12 protein-coding genes are annotated in these 16,281 nt (G+C 60.8%); 7 read left to right on the top strand and 5 right to left on the bottom strand.

The genetic code is table 11. The features are described 5' to 3' along the window. Positions 1 to 6 precede the first annotated feature (6 nt). Positions 7 to 879 carry a pyridoxal kinase PdxY gene (gene pdxY, locus ACODTO_RS13785; protein WP_139641325.1) on the top strand — a complete coding sequence of 291 codons (873 nt, stop codon included), beginning with the start codon at positions 7 to 9 and terminating at the stop codon, positions 877 to 879. Between the two features lie 115 nt (positions 880 to 994). Here the strand turns inward: pdxY and ACODTO_RS13780 are convergent, their stop codons facing one another. Then, positions 995 to 1,480: an acyl-CoA thioesterase gene (locus ACODTO_RS13780; RefSeq protein WP_003187124.1), complete on the bottom strand. Its 486-nt coding sequence runs from the start codon at positions 1,478 to 1,480 to the stop codon at positions 995 to 997. Positions 1,481 to 1,757: 277 nt separating this feature from the next. On the opposite strand from ACODTO_RS13780, the gene ACODTO_RS13775 reads away from it, so the two are divergent. Further along, positions 1,758 to 3,521, top strand: coding sequence for a cation:proton antiporter (locus ACODTO_RS13775; RefSeq protein ID WP_139641323.1), 1,764 nt, complete (start codon positions 1,758 to 1,760; stop codon positions 3,519 to 3,521). A 13-nt stretch (positions 3,522 to 3,534) separates the two neighbouring features. Here the strand turns inward: ACODTO_RS13775 and ACODTO_RS13770 are convergent, their stop codons facing one another. The 3 genes from ACODTO_RS13770 to uvrD all read right to left on the bottom strand — a co-directional run bounded on the left by ACODTO_RS13770 (position 3,535) and on the right by uvrD (position 7,448). Beyond that, entirely contained in the window at positions 3,535 to 3,942 is a 408-nt protein-coding gene (locus tag ACODTO_RS13770; protein WP_041023443.1) for an SMI1/KNR4 family protein, read from the bottom strand. 140 nt (positions 3,943 to 4,082) lie between these two features. Then, positions 4,083 to 4,955 (bottom strand): Tim44 domain-containing protein, encoded by an 873-nt coding sequence (locus ACODTO_RS13765; protein ID WP_175385404.1) that lies wholly within the window; start codon positions 4,953 to 4,955, stop codon positions 4,083 to 4,085. Between the two features lie 309 nt (positions 4,956 to 5,264). Continuing rightward, entirely contained in the window at positions 5,265 to 7,448 is a 2,184-nt protein-coding gene (gene uvrD / locus ACODTO_RS13760; RefSeq protein ID WP_139641319.1) for a DNA helicase II, read from the bottom strand. Between the two features lie 253 nt (positions 7,449 to 7,701). Between uvrD and ACODTO_RS13755 the strand changes: the two genes are divergently transcribed. The 3 genes from ACODTO_RS13755 to ACODTO_RS13745 all read left to right on the top strand — a co-directional run bounded on the left by ACODTO_RS13755 (position 7,702) and on the right by ACODTO_RS13745 (position 11,927). Then, positions 7,702 to 10,575, top strand: a complete 2,874-nt coding sequence (locus ACODTO_RS13755) for a putative bifunctional diguanylate cyclase/phosphodiesterase (protein ID WP_489106581.1) — start codon at positions 7,702 to 7,704, stop codon at positions 10,573 to 10,575. Between the two features lie 140 nt (positions 10,576 to 10,715). Further along, positions 10,716 to 11,582 (top strand): transcriptional regulator HexR, encoded by an 867-nt coding sequence (hexR, locus tag ACODTO_RS13750; protein WP_003187110.1) that lies wholly within the window; start codon positions 10,716 to 10,718, stop codon positions 11,580 to 11,582. 135 nt (positions 11,583 to 11,717) lie between these two features. Then, positions 11,718 to 11,927: a PA3496 family putative envelope integrity protein gene (locus tag ACODTO_RS13745; RefSeq protein WP_024777835.1), complete on the top strand. Its 210-nt coding sequence runs from the start codon at positions 11,718 to 11,720 to the stop codon at positions 11,925 to 11,927. On the opposite strand, the gene ACODTO_RS13740 is transcribed toward ACODTO_RS13745, so the two are convergent. Beyond that, positions 11,869 to 12,831, bottom strand: coding sequence for a LysR family transcriptional regulator (locus tag ACODTO_RS13740; protein WP_139641315.1), 963 nt, complete (start codon positions 12,829 to 12,831; stop codon positions 11,869 to 11,871). The genes ACODTO_RS13745 and ACODTO_RS13740 overlap by 59 nt on opposite strands. A 187-nt stretch (positions 12,832 to 13,018) precedes the next feature. On the opposite strand from ACODTO_RS13740, the gene ACODTO_RS13735 reads away from it, so the two are divergent. Both ACODTO_RS13735 and oadA read left to right on the top strand, forming a co-directional pair. Next, a complete protein-coding gene (locus ACODTO_RS13735; RefSeq protein ID WP_024777837.1) occupies positions 13,019 to 14,434 on the top strand; it encodes an acetyl-CoA carboxylase biotin carboxylase subunit in 1,416 nt (471 codons plus the stop codon). A 12-nt stretch (positions 14,435 to 14,446) separates the two neighbouring features. Continuing rightward, a complete protein-coding gene (gene oadA / locus ACODTO_RS13730) occupies positions 14,447 to 16,255 on the top strand; it encodes a sodium-extruding oxaloacetate decarboxylase subunit alpha (protein ID WP_139641313.1) in 1,809 nt (602 codons plus the stop codon). Positions 16,256 to 16,281 lie beyond the last annotated feature (26 nt).

The following is a 16,281-nucleotide window of genomic DNA, read 5'->3' as shown; positions in this document are numbered from 1 at the left end:
CTCCCCATGAAACGGACGCCCCATCTGCTTGCCATCCAGTCCCACGTGGTATTCGGCCACGCAGGCAACAGCGCTGCGGTATTTCCCATGCAGCGTGTCGGCGTGAATGTCTGGCCGCTCAATACCGTGCAATTTTCCAATCACACCCAGTACGGCCAATGGGCCGGCGAGGTGCTTGCGCCGCAGCAGATACCGGCATTGGTCGAAGGCATCGCCGCGATTGGCGAGCTGGGCAATTGCGACGGGGTGCTGTCCGGTTATCTGGGCAGTGCCGCTCAGGGGCGGGCGATTCTGACGGGCGTGGCTCGGATCAAGGCTTCTAACCCCAAGGCGTTGTATCTGTGCGATCCGGTCATGGGGCACCCGGAGAAGGGCTGTATCGTGGCGCCCGAGGTCAGTGAGTTCCTGTTGGATGAAGCGGCAGCCGTGGCTGACCTCATGTGCCCGAATCAACTGGAGCTGGACAGTTTCTCGGGGCGCAAGGCGCAGTCGCTGTTCGACTGCCTCGCCATGGCTCGCGCGCTCATGGCACGCGGACCGAAGGCTGTCCTGGTCAAACACCTGGCCTACCCCGGCAAGCCCGAAGATCGCTTCGAAATGCTGCTGGTGACCGCCGATGGCAGTTGGCACCTGAGCCGTCCTCTACTGGCTTTCCCTCGCCAGCCCGTGGGCGTGGGAGACCTGACGTCGGGGCTGTTCCTGGCGCGGGTCCTGCTGGGAGACAACCTGGTGGCGGCCTTCGAATTCACCGCGGCTGCGGTGCATGAGGTGCTATTGGAAACCCAGGCGTGCGCCAGCTATGAGTTGGAGCTGGTCCGTGCCCAGGACCGGATCGCACATCCGCGGGTACGGTTCGAGGCGGTGCCGATCAGTCTTTGATCCTCACCGGCCCCTTTGCGAGCAGGCTCGCTCCCACCGTTGACCGAGTAGGTTCAGATACTGTGGGAGCGAGCCTGCTCGCGAAGGGCGCGACTCGGTCCCACAGGCTGAATGGTTAAGGCCCGTCCGCCTTGATCTCCTGATAACGCTTTTCCAGTTCCTGACGGATCTGCCGGCGCTGCTGCGCTTGCTCGTAGCGGCGTTTTGCTTCGCTGTTCTGCGGTTGCAAGGGCGGGACTGCCGCGGGTTTACGCTGGTCATCCACCGCCACCATGGTGAAGAAGCAACTGTTGGTGTGGCGCACCGAGCGTTCGCGAATGTTTTCGGTCACGACCTTGATGCCCACTTCCATCGACGTGTTGCCGGTGTAGTTCACCGACGCCAGGAAGGTCACCAGTTCGCCGACATGAATCGGTTCGCGAAAGATCACCTGGTCCACTGACAAGGTCACTACGTAGCGTCCCGCATAACGGCTGGCACAGGCATAGGCGACTTCGTCGAGGTATTTGAGCAAGGTGCCGCCATGGACATTGCCAGAGAAGTTGGCCATATCGGGGGTCATCAACACCGTCATCGACAGTTGGGCGTTTCCGGGTTCCATAACGTACTCACGGTTCAAGGCAGCAATTCAGGGAGTGCACCTCTGCGGGCGCTGGTCGCTGGCCCATAGGCCATCAGGTTTATCAAAACCATCGATATCGGGACGCTGCGCCTGTGCCTGCCGTCACGCGCCGATGGATCTGTTTCCATATATTGCACCGTCTTTTTGTCGGAAGTCGCGGTGTTAACCTGCAAAAGCCCATTGCATGGGCATTTCCTACAAAGGAAGCGGACTTATCCAGCTTGGCGATGAGTCATTTGATCAGGGAGCCCGACCGATGCATGCCATCAATTTCATTCAAGACCTGGCAATCATCATGATGGCAGCCGGATTGGTAACCGTGCTCTTCCATCGTTTCAAGCAACCGGTGGTATTGGGCTACATCGTTGCCGGTTTCCTCATCGGCCCCCATACGCCGCCGTTCGGTTTCATCCATGACGAAGACACCATCAAGACCCTCGCCGAGCTGGGTGTGATCTTCCTCATGTTCTGTCTGGGCCTGGAGTTCAGCCTGCGCAAGCTGTTCAAGGTCGGCGCCACGGCCTTCATCGCGGCGTTCCTCGAAATCGTGCTGATGATCTGGATCGGCTATGAGATCGGTCGCTGGTTTGACTGGAATACCATGGACTCGCTGTTCCTGGGCGCGATCCTGGCCATTTCCTCGACTACGATCATCGTCAAGGCGCTCAACGACCTGAAGATGAAGAACGAACGCTTCGCGCAGCTGATTTTCGGCGTGCTGATCGTTGAAGACATCCTGGGCATCGGCATCATCGCCTTGTTATCAAGCATCGCTGTCAGCGGGACGGTGAGTTCCGGCGAAGTATTCTCCACCGTCGGCAAGCTGTCTTTGTTCATGATCGTCGCACTGGTCGTCGGCATCCTGCTGGTGCCGAGGCTGTTGGCCTACGTGGCGAAGTTCGACAGTAACGAGATGCTGCTGATCACCGTACTGGGCCTGTGTTTCGGCTTCTGCCTGCTGGTGGTGAAACTGGAATACAGCATGGTGCTCGGGGCGTTCCTGATCGGGGCGATCATGGCCGAGTCCCGGCAGTTGCTGAAGATCGAGCGCCTGGTGGAGCCGGTGCGTGATCTGTTCAGTGCGATTTTTTTCGTGGCGATAGGCCTGATGCTCGATCCGGCCATATTGCTGCAATACGCCTGGCCGATTGCCGTGATCACGGCGGCCGTGGTGCTGGGCAAAATGTTGTCCTGCGGTCTCGGCGCCTTTATCGCCGGCAACGATGGACGTACTTCTCTGCGGGTCGGGATGGGGCTTTCGCAGATTGGCGAGTTCTCCTTCATCATCGCCTCATTGGGGATGACGCTGCAGGTCACCAGCGACTTTCTCTACCCGGTGGCGGTCGCCGTCTCGGTGCTGACCACGTTGCTGACGCCGTACCTGATCCGTGCCGCCGATCCGTTGTCTCTTAAATTGGCGACCGTGATGCCGCGACGGCTGACCCGGGTGCTGGGCATGTACGGTGAATGGTTGCGCAGCATCCAGCCTCGCGGCGAAGGTGCGTTGATTGCTTCGATGATCAGGCGAATCCTGCTGCAGGTGGGCATCAACCTGGCACTGGTCATCGCGATTTTTGTGTCGGGCGGGTATTTCGCCGAGCGGATGTCGGTCTATCTGCAAGACTGGATCAGCGACCCGAGCTGGCAGAAAGCGCTGATCTGGGGCGGGGCGCTGCTGTTGTCGCTGCCCTTCCTGATCGCGGCCTATCGCAAGCTCAAGGCGCTGTCGATGCTGCTGGCGGAGATGGGCGTGAAGGCCGAGATGGCCGGTCGTCACACCCAGCGGGTGCGACGGGTGATCGCCGAAGTGATCCCCATCCTCTCGTTGCTGGTGATTTTCCTGCTATTGGCAGCCTTGTCGGCCAGTATCCTGCCGACCAACAAGCTGCTGGTGTTGATTGCGGTGGTAGCGACTGCCGTGGCGGCATTGCTCTGGCGCTGGTTTGTCCGCCTGCATACAAGAATGCAGGTGGCCTTGATGGAAACCCTGGACAACCACAAGGAGTCGTCCGGGCATTGATCCCTGATACTGATCAGCTTTCCAGCCAGACGTCCCGCGCCCAGTGCCAAACGGACTCCCAGGTTTCTTCGGCAATCAGTTCTTCTTCGGCTTGCCAGAGCACCACGGTACCGTCTTCTTCGACGCAATAATAATCGTCGCCGTCCTGGCAGATCGGAATCAGGCTGCGGTCGACACCCGCATCCCAGGCGGTGGCGGCCACTTCCGGCAGGTAGGTATGGGAGTTGGGATCGGTAACGGTGACCGGTTCCAGGCTGCCATAGATGACATCGCTGACGGTCAGCAAAAACTCCCTGAAGACGAACGGGATATCGATGAACAACTGCTCTTCGATCTCTACCAGCAAGTCTTCGTCGGGCAACTCCAGTGGAACCGGTACCGGTTCGTTGGCTTCACGCAATTGTTCGATGATTTCTTCCACGTCCGGGTGTCCTCTTTCTCGATGGCGCGGTTTTACATGAGGCGGTTTATACAGTAGCGCGCCATAGATGCAACCGCGAAATAGAAAACCCCGGCTTGAGCCGGGGTTCTCTTATTTCAACAGGCGAAACGCGCAAAGGTTCAACCGTTCTGGCGAATACCTGCCACCAGCCAAGGCTGGTTCTCGCCTTGGGCACGCTCCATGTTCCAGCTTTCGCTGAACGCTTCGCCCTGATCGAAGCGAGAGTCCTTCGACACACCGCTGAAGGTCAGGGTAGCGATGGTCTTGTCGGCGCGATCATCGACACCGTCCAGTTGCACCTGAAGATTGTCGATGTAGGTGGACTGGTAGCCATCACCCAGGTCGGCACGTTCGCGCTTGAGGAACTCCAGCAGTTGCGGGGTCACGAACTCGGCGATCTTGTCCATTTCGTTCGCGTCCCAATGCTGCTGCAGGGAGTGGAAGTGGGTGCGCGCGGCCTCGACGAAGTTCCGTTCGTTGAACCAGGCAGGAGCGTTGATGACCGGGCGAGCGGCCACGGGTGCAGAACCGCCGAAAATCGAGCCACCGGCAGGCTGCTGGTTGAACGTTTCACGCTGCATTGGCGCATGGCCGGCCGGAGCGTACTGCTCCTGCTGCTTGCGACGACGGGCGGCAACGAAGCGGAACACCAGGAAGGCGATGACCGCCAGGATCAGGATGTCGAAGATCTGCATGCCCTGGAAACCGCCACCCATGAACATGGAGGCCAGCAGGCCACCGGCGGCGATACCGGCCAGGGGGCCGAGCCAGCGCGAAGCACCGCCGGCCTTGGTGGCTGCGCCCGCGGCACCGGCCGCGCCTGCGGTGGCGGCAGTTGGACCGGCTGCGGAGGACGGCGCCATCTGGCTGGTCTGGTGAGTCGGGGCCGCGCCCGCACTTTTACCACCGCCAAAGCGCTTGGCGGCATTGGCGTCGATGGCCATCGTCAGGCCGATGCACAACGCCATGGCGATGCTCAGAAAACGTTTCATATAAAGGCATTCCCATTTGTGAATAGCACGCGCGCCATGTTGCACAGGTGAACTGTTGCTGGCTAGCGGCAGAGTGTTTCGGGCTTTTGCGTGACAGCTTAGGTTCAGCTTCAGAAGCGCAAGAGGGCCTGTTCGCTTTGGGCTGTAGGAAAGGTGGACAAGTTCTATCGGAAAGCAGCCAGATGCTGAAAGGTCAATGTGGGGGCGAGCCTGCTCGCGATGGCGTAGTGTCAGTGAACATCAACGTTGTCTGATTCACCGCCATGCGAGCAGGCTCGCTCCCACATATGAAAGTGTCGAGAAAACCTTCTAGATTGCCTCGAGCTTGGCGTACCCCAGCATCAGCCATTTGCTGCCTTCGCTGAAATTCACCTGCACCCGGGCCTGGGCGCCGGCGCCTTCGAAATTGAGGATCACGCCATCGCCGAATACCGAGTGCCGCACGGCCTGGCCGAGGCTGAAGCCGGTCTCCGGGATGTCGCTGCCACCGAACAGGCTGCTGGTGCCGTGCTGTTGGCTGCCACCGAACGGACGGCTGACACTGTTGGACAGGCGCACTTCCTGAATCAGACCCTTCGGCACCTCACGTACGAAGCGCGACACCTTGTTGTAGGTCTCGCTGCCATACAGACGCCGGGTTTCGGCGTAGGTCAGCACCAGGTTCTGCATCGCCCGGGTAATGCCGACATAGGCCAGGCGGCGTTCTTCTTCCAGGCGCCCCGGTTCTTCCAGGCTCATTTTATGAGGGAACAGGCCTTCTTCCATGCCCACCAGGAACACGTAGGGGAATTCCAGGCCCTTGGCGCTGTGCAGGGTCATCAACTGGATGCTGTCTTCATGTTCCTCGGCCTGGGTGTCACCGGCCTCCAGGGAGGCGTGGCCGAGGAAGGCCGCCAGGGGCGACAGGTCCGCGTCTTCTTCGGTGCTCTCGAAGTTACGGGCGGCGCTGACCAGTTCCTCGAGGTTTTCTACCCGGGCCTGGCCTTTCTCGCCTTTTTCCGCTTCGTGATAGGCAATCAGGCCGGACTGCTCGATGACGGTCTGGGTCATCAAGTGCAGTGGCATTTCTGCGCATTTGGCGGCCAGGTCCTCGATGAGGTCCATAAAGGCCTTCAGTGCGCCGGCGGCACGACCGGTCACGCCTTTGTTGTCGACCAGCAGACGCATGGATTCCCACATGGACACATGGCTGTGGCGAGCATGATCGCGGATCGCTTCGACGGTCTTCTCGCCAATGCCCCGGGTCGGTACGTTGATCACTCGCTCCAGGGCTGCGTCGTTGCCGCGGCCTTCGAGCAAGCGCAGGTAGGCCATGGCGTTCTTGATTTCGGCGCGCTCGAAGAAGCGCTGGCCGCCGTAGATGCGGTAAGGGATCCGCTCGCGCAACAACGCTTCTTCCAATACCCGCGACTGGGCGTTGGAGCGGTACAGGATGGCGATGTCACTGCGGGCCAGGCCGGTTTTCAGCGCGCTCTCGATGGTTTCCACCACATAGCGCGCTTCATCGTGTTCGTTGAAGGCGGCATAGAGGTTGATGGCTTCGCCTTCGCCGCCGTCGGTCCACAGCTCCTTGCCCAGGCGCCCGGTGTTGTTGGCGATCAGGGCGTTGGCAGCTTTGAGGATACCGGCCGTGGAGCGGTAATTCTGTTCCAGGCGGATAACTTCGGCGTCAGGAAAATCCGCCGAGTACTGATGGATGTTCTCGATTTTGGCGCCGCGCCAGCCGTAGATCGACTGATCGTCGTCACCCACCACCATCAGGCTGTCGCCGCCTTTGGCCAGCAGGCGCAACCAGGCGTACTGCACGGCGTTGGTGTCCTGAAATTCGTCCACCAACACATGCCGGAAGCGCTTCTGATAGTGCGCCAGCAGCCCTGGATGATCACGCCAAAGGTCGAGTGCCCGCAGCAGCAGTTCGGAAAAATCGATGACCCCGGCGCGCTGGCACGCGGCCTCGTAGGCTTCGTAGATGCTGCGCATGGTCGCCAGGAACAGGTCGCCGCTGGCCTGGATGTGCTGTGGGCGCAGGCCTTCGTCCTTCTGGCCGTTGATGAACCACTGGGCCTGGCGGGCCGGCCAGCGCTGCTCGTCCAGCCCCAGCTCGCGGATCACCCGCTTGACCAGACGTTGCTGGTCGTCGCTGTCCAGGATCTGGAAGGTCTGGCTCAGGCCGGCCTCCTGCCAATGGGCCCGCAACAGGCGGTGTGCCAGGCCGTGGAACGTACCGACCCACATGCCGGCCGGGTTGATGCCCATCAACTGTTCGATGCGGTGGCGCATCTCGGCAGCGGCCTTGTTGGTGAAGGTCACCGACAGGATCGAATGGGGCGAGGCGTTCTCGACCTGGATCAACCAGGCGATACGGTGCACCAGCACCCGGGTTTTACCGGAACCGGCACCGGCCAGGACCAACTGTCTACCCACGGAGGCTGCTACGGCCTGGCGTTGGGCATCGTTGAGGGAGTTCAGCAGAAGAGAGAGATCATCACGCATCGGCGCATTCTAGGGTGCGGCGGCACCCCGGGCAAACCAAGCTTTACCTCTGCCGATAAAAGACCGATTGGGATGACCGGTCAGTCATGGGTGCAAGCGGCGGCAAAACACGCTTGAAGGGGCTGTCGTCCAATGAAATAGCGACATTTTTAGACATTTTTGTGAGCGGGAGCAGTGTGGGATGGCCTCTGGCTTGTGTATGCTCGGTGCTCGTTTCGGGTTCTCCGTGCCCCTAAGAACAAGAACAGTGCCTATGACCCTCAATTCCGATCTGGCGGGCCCCTGTGTGGAACCGCGGGTCATCTGCAAGCAGTACGCCACGGAGATGGCTGTAGAGCGTACACGGTTGCTGTACCAGGGCTCGCTGCTGCCCACGTTATTCATGCTGGTCAACGGGCTGGTCTGCGCCGCCCTGTTGTGGGAGCCGTCACGCTATTTCCTGGTCAGCGTATGGCTGGTCTGGCTGTTGTCGCTGGTGGCGCTACGGGTGATACAAGTCGCGGCCTTCGATTCGGCGATCCCCAGCCGCCAGGCGCACCCGATCTGGTTGCGCATGTTCCTGCTCGGTTCGGCGATGACTGGCTTGACGCTGGCCGGGGCCGGCATCGCCCTGGTCCCGGCCGACAGCTTCCAGCAACAGGCCTGGGTGTTCGGCCTGATCGGCGCAGCCACGCTGTCGGCCAGTGTTGCCTATGCCGTGAGCCTACCGGCATTCCTGTCTTTCACCTTGCCCTGCCTGTTGCCGGCCATCGGCTTCCTCTTCTGGGGCGGTGACGAACAGCAGCGCGGATGGGGTTGGCTCGGTCTGGTGGTGCTGGTATCCCTGAGCGTGGTGGCCTGGCAGGTCAATCGATTGATGCAAAGCGGCATGCTGCGACGGTTCCAGAATCAGGCGTTGATCGAGCATCTGCAACAGACGCAAATCCGCAGTGCGCAGCTTAACGGGGCCTTGGGACGGGAGGTCGAACAGCGTCGTCTCGCCGAGGAGCAACTGCGTGCGGCCCAAGTGAGTCTCGAGGCGCGGGTCGCACAGCGCAGTCTCGAACTGGAGGCCGCCAGCCAGGCCTTGAGCAAGAGCGAGGCGCGCCTGGCCCTGGCCCTCAAGGCCAGTGAGTTGGGGTTGTGGGACTGGAACCTGCAGACTGATGAAGTCCATCACACCCAGCTCAAGGAATTGCTGGGTCTGGAGCCGGAATACATCACGGCGATGCTCAGCCACCTCACGCCACGCCTGCACCCCCAAGACCTGCCAGCGCTCAAGCGAGCCCTGGTCGAACACCTCAAGGGCCGTAGCGAGGACTATCAGATCGAGTACCGCATCCGTCACGGTAATGGCCATTGGGTCTGGATCGAAGACCGTGGCCGGGCCGTGGAGCGCAGCGCCAGCGGCCGGGTGTTGCGCATGGTGGGCACTCGAAGAAACATCAGCGTCAGTAAAGAGCTGGAACAGCAACGGCAACTGGCGGCGACAGTGTTCGAGGCCGCCAGCGAAGGTATCGTGATCTTCGACCCCCACTATGCGCTGCTCGCCGCCAACCAGGCATTCACTCGGATTACCGGTTTCAATATCGAGGACATGCTGGGACGTAACGTCGTCGACCTGCCGTGCAGCCGCGATGCGCGCCGGCACTATCCCGTGATTCGCCAGGCACTCAAGCAACACGGCACCTGGCAGGGTGAACTGGTGGAAGCGCGGGCCAATGGCGAGTTGTATCCGCAGTGGCTGCAATTGAGCATTGTGCGAGATTTTCGCGGAAGCGTTAGTCATATCGTGGGCTTCTTCGCCGATCTATCGGCCAGGCGCGAATCCGAAGAGCGGATGCGCTATCTCACCCATTACGATGAGTTGACCGGATTGGCGAATCGCTCGTTGTTCCGCGAACGCCTGCAGGAAGCGCAGCAGCGGGTGCGCCAAGGCGGGCGCCGCAGCCTGGCCTTGCTGCATATCGACCTGGACCGCTTCAAGCTGCTCAACGACAGCCTTGGCCACGACATCGCCGACCAGTTGTTGCAGAAAATGGCCCGGCGCCTGATCAATGCGCTGCCGGAGGCCAACACCATCGCGCGGTTGTCCGGCGATGAGTTCGCGGTGCTGTTCGATGCCTATGGCAATCTCTCAAGCCTGGCGCGCATGGCAACCCGCTTGTCCGCCAAGTTGCGGTTGCCACAGACCATTGAAGGTCACGAGCTGGTGGTCAGTGCCTCCATCGGTATCAGTCTGCTGCCCGACAACGCGCGGGATGTTTCCACCCTGGTCAACCAGGCGAACATGGCCATGCAACACGCCAAGCACCTGGGTGGCAACAACTTCCAGTTCTACACCGACAGCCTCCAGGCCAGCACGCTGGAGCGCCTGCAATTGGAGAACCAGCTGCGCAAAGCCCTTGAAGAGCGGCAGCTGAAGGTCTTCTACCAGCCCAAATTGTGCCTGGCGAGCGGTCGTCTGAAGGCGGCGGAAGCGCTGGTGCGCTGGGATCATCCGGCCATGGGGCGGGTGCCGCCGGGGCATTTCATCGGCCTCGCCGAGGAGACCGGACTGATCGGGCCCATTGGCGAATTCGTGCTGCGCCAGGCCTGCTGGCAGGCGTGCGAATGGCAGCGCCAGGGGCTTGCACCGATCCGGGTATCCGTGAATCTGTCGGTGCATCAGTTGCGCCAGGGCAAGCTCGTCAGCCTTGTGCGCCAAGTGCTGGAAGAAACCGGCCTGGCTCCCGAGTACTTGGAGTTGGAGTTGACCGAAAGCCAGTTGCTCGACAGCGTTGAACACATCATCGCCACCTTCCAACAGTTGCGCGACCTTGGGGTCAAGCTGGCGATCGACGACTTCGGCACCGGCTATTCTTCCTTGAGTTACCTCAAGCGTATCCCGGTGGATTACGTGAAGATCGACCAGGCGTTCATCCGCGGGCTGGAGGAGGGGGGCGAGGATGCGGCGATCACCCGGGCAATCATCACCATGGCCCATGGGCTATCGCTCAAGGTGGTGGCCGAAGGTGTCGAGCGGCCGGGACAACTCGAATTCCTGAAAGCCGAGCGTTGCGACGAAGTCCAGGGCTACCTCATCAGCCGTCCCGTCGAGGCAGAAGGCCTGGCCGCGTTGCTGCAGGCCGACGAAGACGGTTTATAGCGCCTGGCTGCTACATGGCGTGCATACAGCATGAAATCGGGATATCGAGTTACGTATTGGGCAGGCAAAAAGGCAATTCCTGTAGTATAACTACAAACTTGCTACATCCCGGCCACCGCCAATAACAAGAGTCCATCCCCTTGAACCTGTTGCAACACATCGCCCAGTCGCGCCACCTGCTGCGCAAATCGGAACTGAAAGTCGCCGATCACGTACTGCTTGATCCCGCGGCCGTGATGCACAGTTCCATGGCTGATCTTGCCCACAGTGTCGGCATCAGCGAACCGACCATCGTGCGCTTCTGTCGCGCCATCGGTTGCTCCGGGTTCCAGGACCTGAAACTCAAGCTGGCGCAGAGCCTGGCGGCCGGTGCGAGCTTCGGCCAGTTTGCGATCCATGAAGACGATTCGGTCGCCGACTACAGCCTGAAGATCTTCGACACCACCCTGCACACCCTCATGGAGGTCCGCGAGAAGCTCGACCCGGTGGCGCTGCAGAAAGCGGTCACGGCCATGTCCCAGGCCCAGCGTGTCGAGTTCTACGGTTTTGGTGCGTCGGGCGCGGTGGCGGCGGATGCGCAGCACAAGTTCTTCCGGCTGTTGCTCACGGCGGCTGCCTATTCCGATCCGCACATGCAGGCCATGTCGGCGGTCACCCTGAAGCCCACCGATGTGGCGATCTGCATTTCCCAGTCGGGGCGCTCCAAGGATCTGTTGATCACTGCCAACCTGGTTCGCGAAAGCGGCGCCTCGTTGATTACCCTGTGTCCGAGCCAGACGCCTTTGGCCGAACTCTCGACGGTAAACCTGGCCATCGACGTGCATGAAGACACCGAGATCTACACGCCGCTGACCTCGCGCATCGCTCACCTGGTGGTGATCGATGTGCTGGCGATGGGCGTTGCCATGGCCCGTGGGCCGAGCCTGGTCAACCACCTCAAGAGCGTCAAGCGCAGCCTTCGCAGCCTGCGGCTGTCGCCCAAATCGGTGAAGGCGTTGGATGACTAGAAGCTGCAAGCTACGAGCCTCAAGCTGCAAGAGGCCACTAGTCGCAACATTCATCGATCTGTAACCCCTGCGCCGCTAAATCGTCATCCCGTATTGTCATCGTAAAACTCCCGTATACGTCTTGGGAGTCTCGACATGACCCAGTCCTACGAAGAACGCAGCGCCGTCAAAACCCGTCGTCAACAGGAAGACCAGCGCCGCATGGCGTTTCGTCGTGCGATCGAAGACCGTTATGAGCAGCGCCAGCTCCTGGCGGAAATCAGCGAATATCCTGACGTCACAGAATTCAATTACTGGCAGGCGACGCCGGCGGCTTCCCGTCGAAACGCTCAACCAGGCCAATGATCTGAGCGCGTTCGCCGCGCACAAACGCCAGGAAGGCGTGGGCCACTGGCGACAGTCGTTTCGCCCTGGCCTGTACCAGGCACCAACTGCGGTACAGCGGCAGTTCCTCGACCGGCAGCTCGATGAGTGCGCCGGACGACAGCTCCCGGCTCACGGCGTGGCGCGTCAACAATGCCACGCCCAGGCCGGCCACCACGCATTCGCGTTGGGCCTCCGCGGATGCCACCTCCAGTGTCTGGGTGAAATGCACCCGTTTCTCCTTGAAATACTCCTCGCAGGCTAGCCGCGTGCCTGATCCTGGCTCGCGCAGCAGCAACGTATATGGCTCCAGATCCTGCAAGCGCAGCGGGCCCATGTGACACAACGGATGATCCGGCGGCGCCACGGCCACGATCGGATTGTTGAGGAATGGCAGGAACTCCAACCCCATGTCCTGAGGGACCATGGACATGATCACCAGGTCGTCCCGGTTGTCCGAGAGCCGGCGAATGACTTGTCCGCGATTGACCACCGTGAGGCTCAGGTTGACCTCCGGGTGCTGGCGCTTGAACGCGGCAAACAGGTGCGGCACGAAATATTTGGCGCTGGACTCCACCGCCAGCTTCAGTTGACCTTGCAGCGAGCCCTGCATGTCCGAAAGCTGCATGTCGAGGTTTTCCAGGCGTCCGAAGATGTCCCGGCTGGCGCGTTGCAGGGCTTCGGCGGCTTCGGTCATGTAGAGTTTTTTGCCAACGTACTCAAACAGCGGTTGGCCAATCAGCTCTTCCAGGGATCGAATCTGTAGGCTAACGGCCGGCTGAGTGAGAGACATTTCATCGGCTGCGCGGCTGTAGGACCTCAGGTCGCACACCTCGTTGAAAATCTGAAGTTGACGCAATGTCATACGCATCAATGACTTACGCATTTTCTAGCCACTCTGGTCCACGACGGGTAGGTCAACTATAAGTCTTCCCTTATGCCTGACCCAATAAATATTCATTTTTGTTAATCAACGGCCGGGACTAGTGTGGTGCTGCGACCGATTGTTACATCTGGTCACGCGTCGGCCTGAACCTCAGGCCGTGGTATCACCGGCTCAAGGGAACCTCCAATTGATAAAAAAGATCCTGATCGCCAACCGTGGTGAGATTGCCGTCCGCATCGTGCGCGCTTGCGCGGAGATGGGCATTCGCTCGGTCGCGGTCTATTCCGACGCTGATCGCCATGCCCTGCATGTCAAGCGTGCGGACGAGGCCCACAGCATCGGCGCTGACCCGCTGGCCGGCTACCTCAACCCGCGCAAACTGGTGAACCTCGCCGTGGAGACTGGCTGTGATGCCCTGCATCCCGGTTATGGTTTCCTCTCGGAAAACGCCGAACTGGCGGACATCTGCGCCGAACGCGGAATTAAATTCATTGGTCCTGCGGCCGAAGTCATTCGCCGCATGGGCGACAAGACCGAAGCGCGCCGCAGCATGATCAAGGCCGGTGTGCCGGTTACACCGGGCACCGAAGGCAACGTATCGGGCATCGAAGAGGCGTTGGCCGAGGGCGACCGGATCGGTTACCCGGTGATGCTCAAGGCCACGTCCGGCGGCGGCGGTCGGGGTATTCGACGCTGCAACAGCCGTGAAGAACTGGAACAGGCTTTCCCACGGGTCATCTCCGAAGCCACCAAGGCGTTCGGTTCGGCGGAAGTGTTCCTGGAAAAATGCATCGTCAACCCCAAGCACATCGAAGCGCAGATCCTGGGCGACAGTTTCGGCAACGTGGTGCATCTGTTCGAACGGGATTGCTCGATCCAGCGGCGCAACCAGAAGCTGATCGAAATCGCCCCCAGCCCGCAACTGACGCCCGAGCAGCGCGCCTACATCGGCGACCTGTCGGTGCGCGCCGCCAAGGCCGTGGGCTATGAGAACGCTGGCACCGTGGAGTTCCTGCTCGCCGAGGGCGAGGTGTACTTCATGGAGATGAACACCCGGGTGCAGGTGGAACACACCATCACCGAAGAAATCACCGGTATCGACATCGTTCGCGAACAGATCCGCATTGCGTCCGGGCTGCCGTTGTCGGTCAAGCAGGAAGACATCCAGCACCGTGGCTTTGCCTTGCAGTTCCGGATCAACGCCGAGGACCCGAAGAACAACTTCCTGCCCAGCTTCGGCAAGATCACCCGCTACTACGCCCCTGGCGGCCCGGGTGTGCGCACCGATACGGCGATCTATACCGGCTACACCATTCCACCGTTCTACGATTCGATGTGCCTGAAACTGGTGGTCTGGGCGTTGACCTGGGAAGAAGCCATGGACCGAGGCCTGCGTGCCCTGGATGACATGCGCCTGCAGGGGGTCAAGACCACTGCCGCGTACTACCAGGAAATCCTGCGCAACCCGGAATTCCGGAGCGGCCAGTTCAACACCAGCTTCGTCGAAAGCCACCCTGAACTGACCAACTACTCGATCAAGCGCAAACCCGAAGAGCTGGCCCTGGCCATCGCCGCCGCCATTGCCGCCCACGCAGGCCTGTAAGGAAGTATGACCATGTCCAAGAAGATCTTTGTTACCGACACAATCCTGCGCGACGCCCACCAATCGCTGCTCGCCACCCGCATGCGCACCGAAGACATGCTGCCCATCTGCGACAAGCTCGACAAAGTCGGCTACTGGTCGCTGGAAGTCTGGGGCGGCGCGACGTTCGACGCCTGCGTGCGTTTCCTGAAAGAAGACCCGTGGGAGCGCCTGCGCCAGCTGCGCGCCGCGCTGCCCAACACCCGTCTGCAAATGTTGCTGCGCGGCCAGAACCTGTTGGGCTATCGCCATTACAGCGATGATGTGGTCAAGGCGTTCGTGGCCAAGGCCGCGGTCAACGGCATCGATGTTTTCCGCATTTTCGATGCGATGAACGATGTACGTAATCTTCGCGTGGCCATCGAGGCGGTGAAGGCTGCCGGCAAGCATGCCCAGGGCACCATCGCCTACACCACCAGTCCGGTGCACACCATCGACGCTTTCGTGGCCCAGGCCAAGCAGATGGAAGCCATGGGTTGCGATTCGGTGGCGATCAAGGACATGGCCGGCTTGCTGACCCCGTACGCCACTGGCGAACTGGTAAAGGCGTTGAAGGCCGAGCAATCGTTGCCGGTGTTCATCCACTCCCATGACACCGCCGGCCTGGCCGCGATGTGCCAGCTCAAGGCTGTCGAGAACGGCGCCGACCACATCGACACTGCTATCTCCAGCTTTGCCTGGGGCACCAGCCACCCTGGCACCGAATCGATGGTCGCTGCCCTCAAGGGCAGCGAGTTCGATACCGGCCTGGACCTGGAGTTGCTGCAGGAAATCGGCCTGTACTTCTACGCGGTGCGCAAGAAGTACCACCAGTTCGAAAGCCAGTTCACGGCGGTGGACACCCGTGTCCAGGTCAACCAGGTACCCGGCGGGATGATTTCCAACCTGGCCAACCAGTTGAAAGAGCAGGGCGCGCTGAACCGCATGAACGAAGTGCTGGCGGAAATCCCGCGAGTGCGCGAAGACCTCGGCTTCCCGCCATTGGTCACGCCGACCTCGCAGATCGTCGGCACCCAGGCCTTCTTCAACGTGCTGGCCGGCGAGCGCTACAAGACCATCACCAACGAAGTGAAGCTCTACCTGCAAGGCGGCTACGGCAAGGCGCCGGGTGAAGTGAACGAGAAGCTGCGTCGCCAGGCTATCGGTAGCGAAGACGTGATCGACGTGCGCCCGGCTGATCTGCTCAAGCCGGAAATGACCAAGCTGCGCGGCGAAATCGGCGCCTTGGCCAAATCCGAAGAAGACGTGCTGACCTTTGCCATGTTCCCGGATATCGGGCGCAAGTTCCTGGAAGAGCGCGAAGCCGGCACCCTGACTCCGGAAGTGCTGTTGCCGATCCCTGAGGCAGGCAGTGTGGGCTCGGCGGGCGGCGAAGGCGTACCGACCGAGTTCGTCATCGACGTTCATGGCGAAACCTACCGCGTCGACATCACCGGGGTAGGCGTCAAGGCCGAAGGCAAGCGTCATTTCTACCTGTCCATCGATGGCATGCCGGAAGAAGTGGTGTTCGAACCGCTCAATGAATTCGTCAGCGGCGGCAGCAGCAAGCGCAAGCAAGCCTCTGCACCTGGCCACGTCAGCACCACCATGCCGGGCAACATCGTCGATGTGCTGGTCAAGGAAGGCGACGTGGTGAAGGCTGGCCAAGCTGTGCTGATCACCGAAGCCATGAAAATGGAGACCGAAGTACAGGCGGCCATCGCCGGCAAGGTCACCGCCATTCATGTGGCCAAGGGCGACCGGGTCAATCCGGGCGAGATCCTGATCGAGATCGAAGGCTGAGCTAACAGCCTCGATACAACGCTTTA

Source organism: Pseudomonas sp. FG13 (assembly GCF_057809755.1).
This window is presented reverse-complemented; position numbering and strand designations above follow the sequence as displayed.

What these genes read in the sequence shown, in the direction of transcription:
- uvrD (WP_139641319.1), bottom strand. Translation starts at nt 7,448, where the DNA reads ATGCGTGATGATCTCTCTCTTCTGCTGAACTCCCTCAACGATGCCCAA.
- ACODTO_RS13765 (WP_175385404.1), bottom strand. Translation starts at nt 4,955, where the DNA reads ATGAAACGTTTTCTGAGCATCGCCATGGCGTTGTGCATCGGCCTGACG.
- ACODTO_RS13755 (WP_489106581.1), top strand. Translation starts at nt 7,702, where the DNA reads ATGACCCTCAATTCCGATCTGGCGGGCCCCTGTGTGGAACCGCGGGTC.
- oadA (WP_139641313.1), top strand. Translation starts at nt 14,447, where the DNA reads ATGTCCAAGAAGATCTTTGTTACCGACACAATCCTGCGCGACGCCCAC.
- ACODTO_RS13740 (WP_139641315.1), bottom strand. Translation starts at nt 12,831, where the DNA reads ATGCGTAAGTCATTGATGCGTATGACATTGCGTCAACTTCAGATTTTC.
- ACODTO_RS13745 (WP_024777835.1), top strand. Translation starts at nt 11,718, where the DNA reads ATGACCCAGTCCTACGAAGAACGCAGCGCCGTCAAAACCCGTCGTCAA.
- ACODTO_RS13780 (WP_003187124.1), bottom strand. Translation starts at nt 1,480, where the DNA reads ATGGAACCCGGAAACGCCCAACTGTCGATGACGGTGTTGATGACCCCC.
- pdxY (WP_139641325.1), top strand. Translation starts at nt 7, where the DNA reads ATGAAACGGACGCCCCATCTGCTTGCCATCCAGTCCCACGTGGTATTC.
- ACODTO_RS13775 (WP_139641323.1), top strand. Translation starts at nt 1,758, where the DNA reads ATGCATGCCATCAATTTCATTCAAGACCTGGCAATCATCATGATGGCA.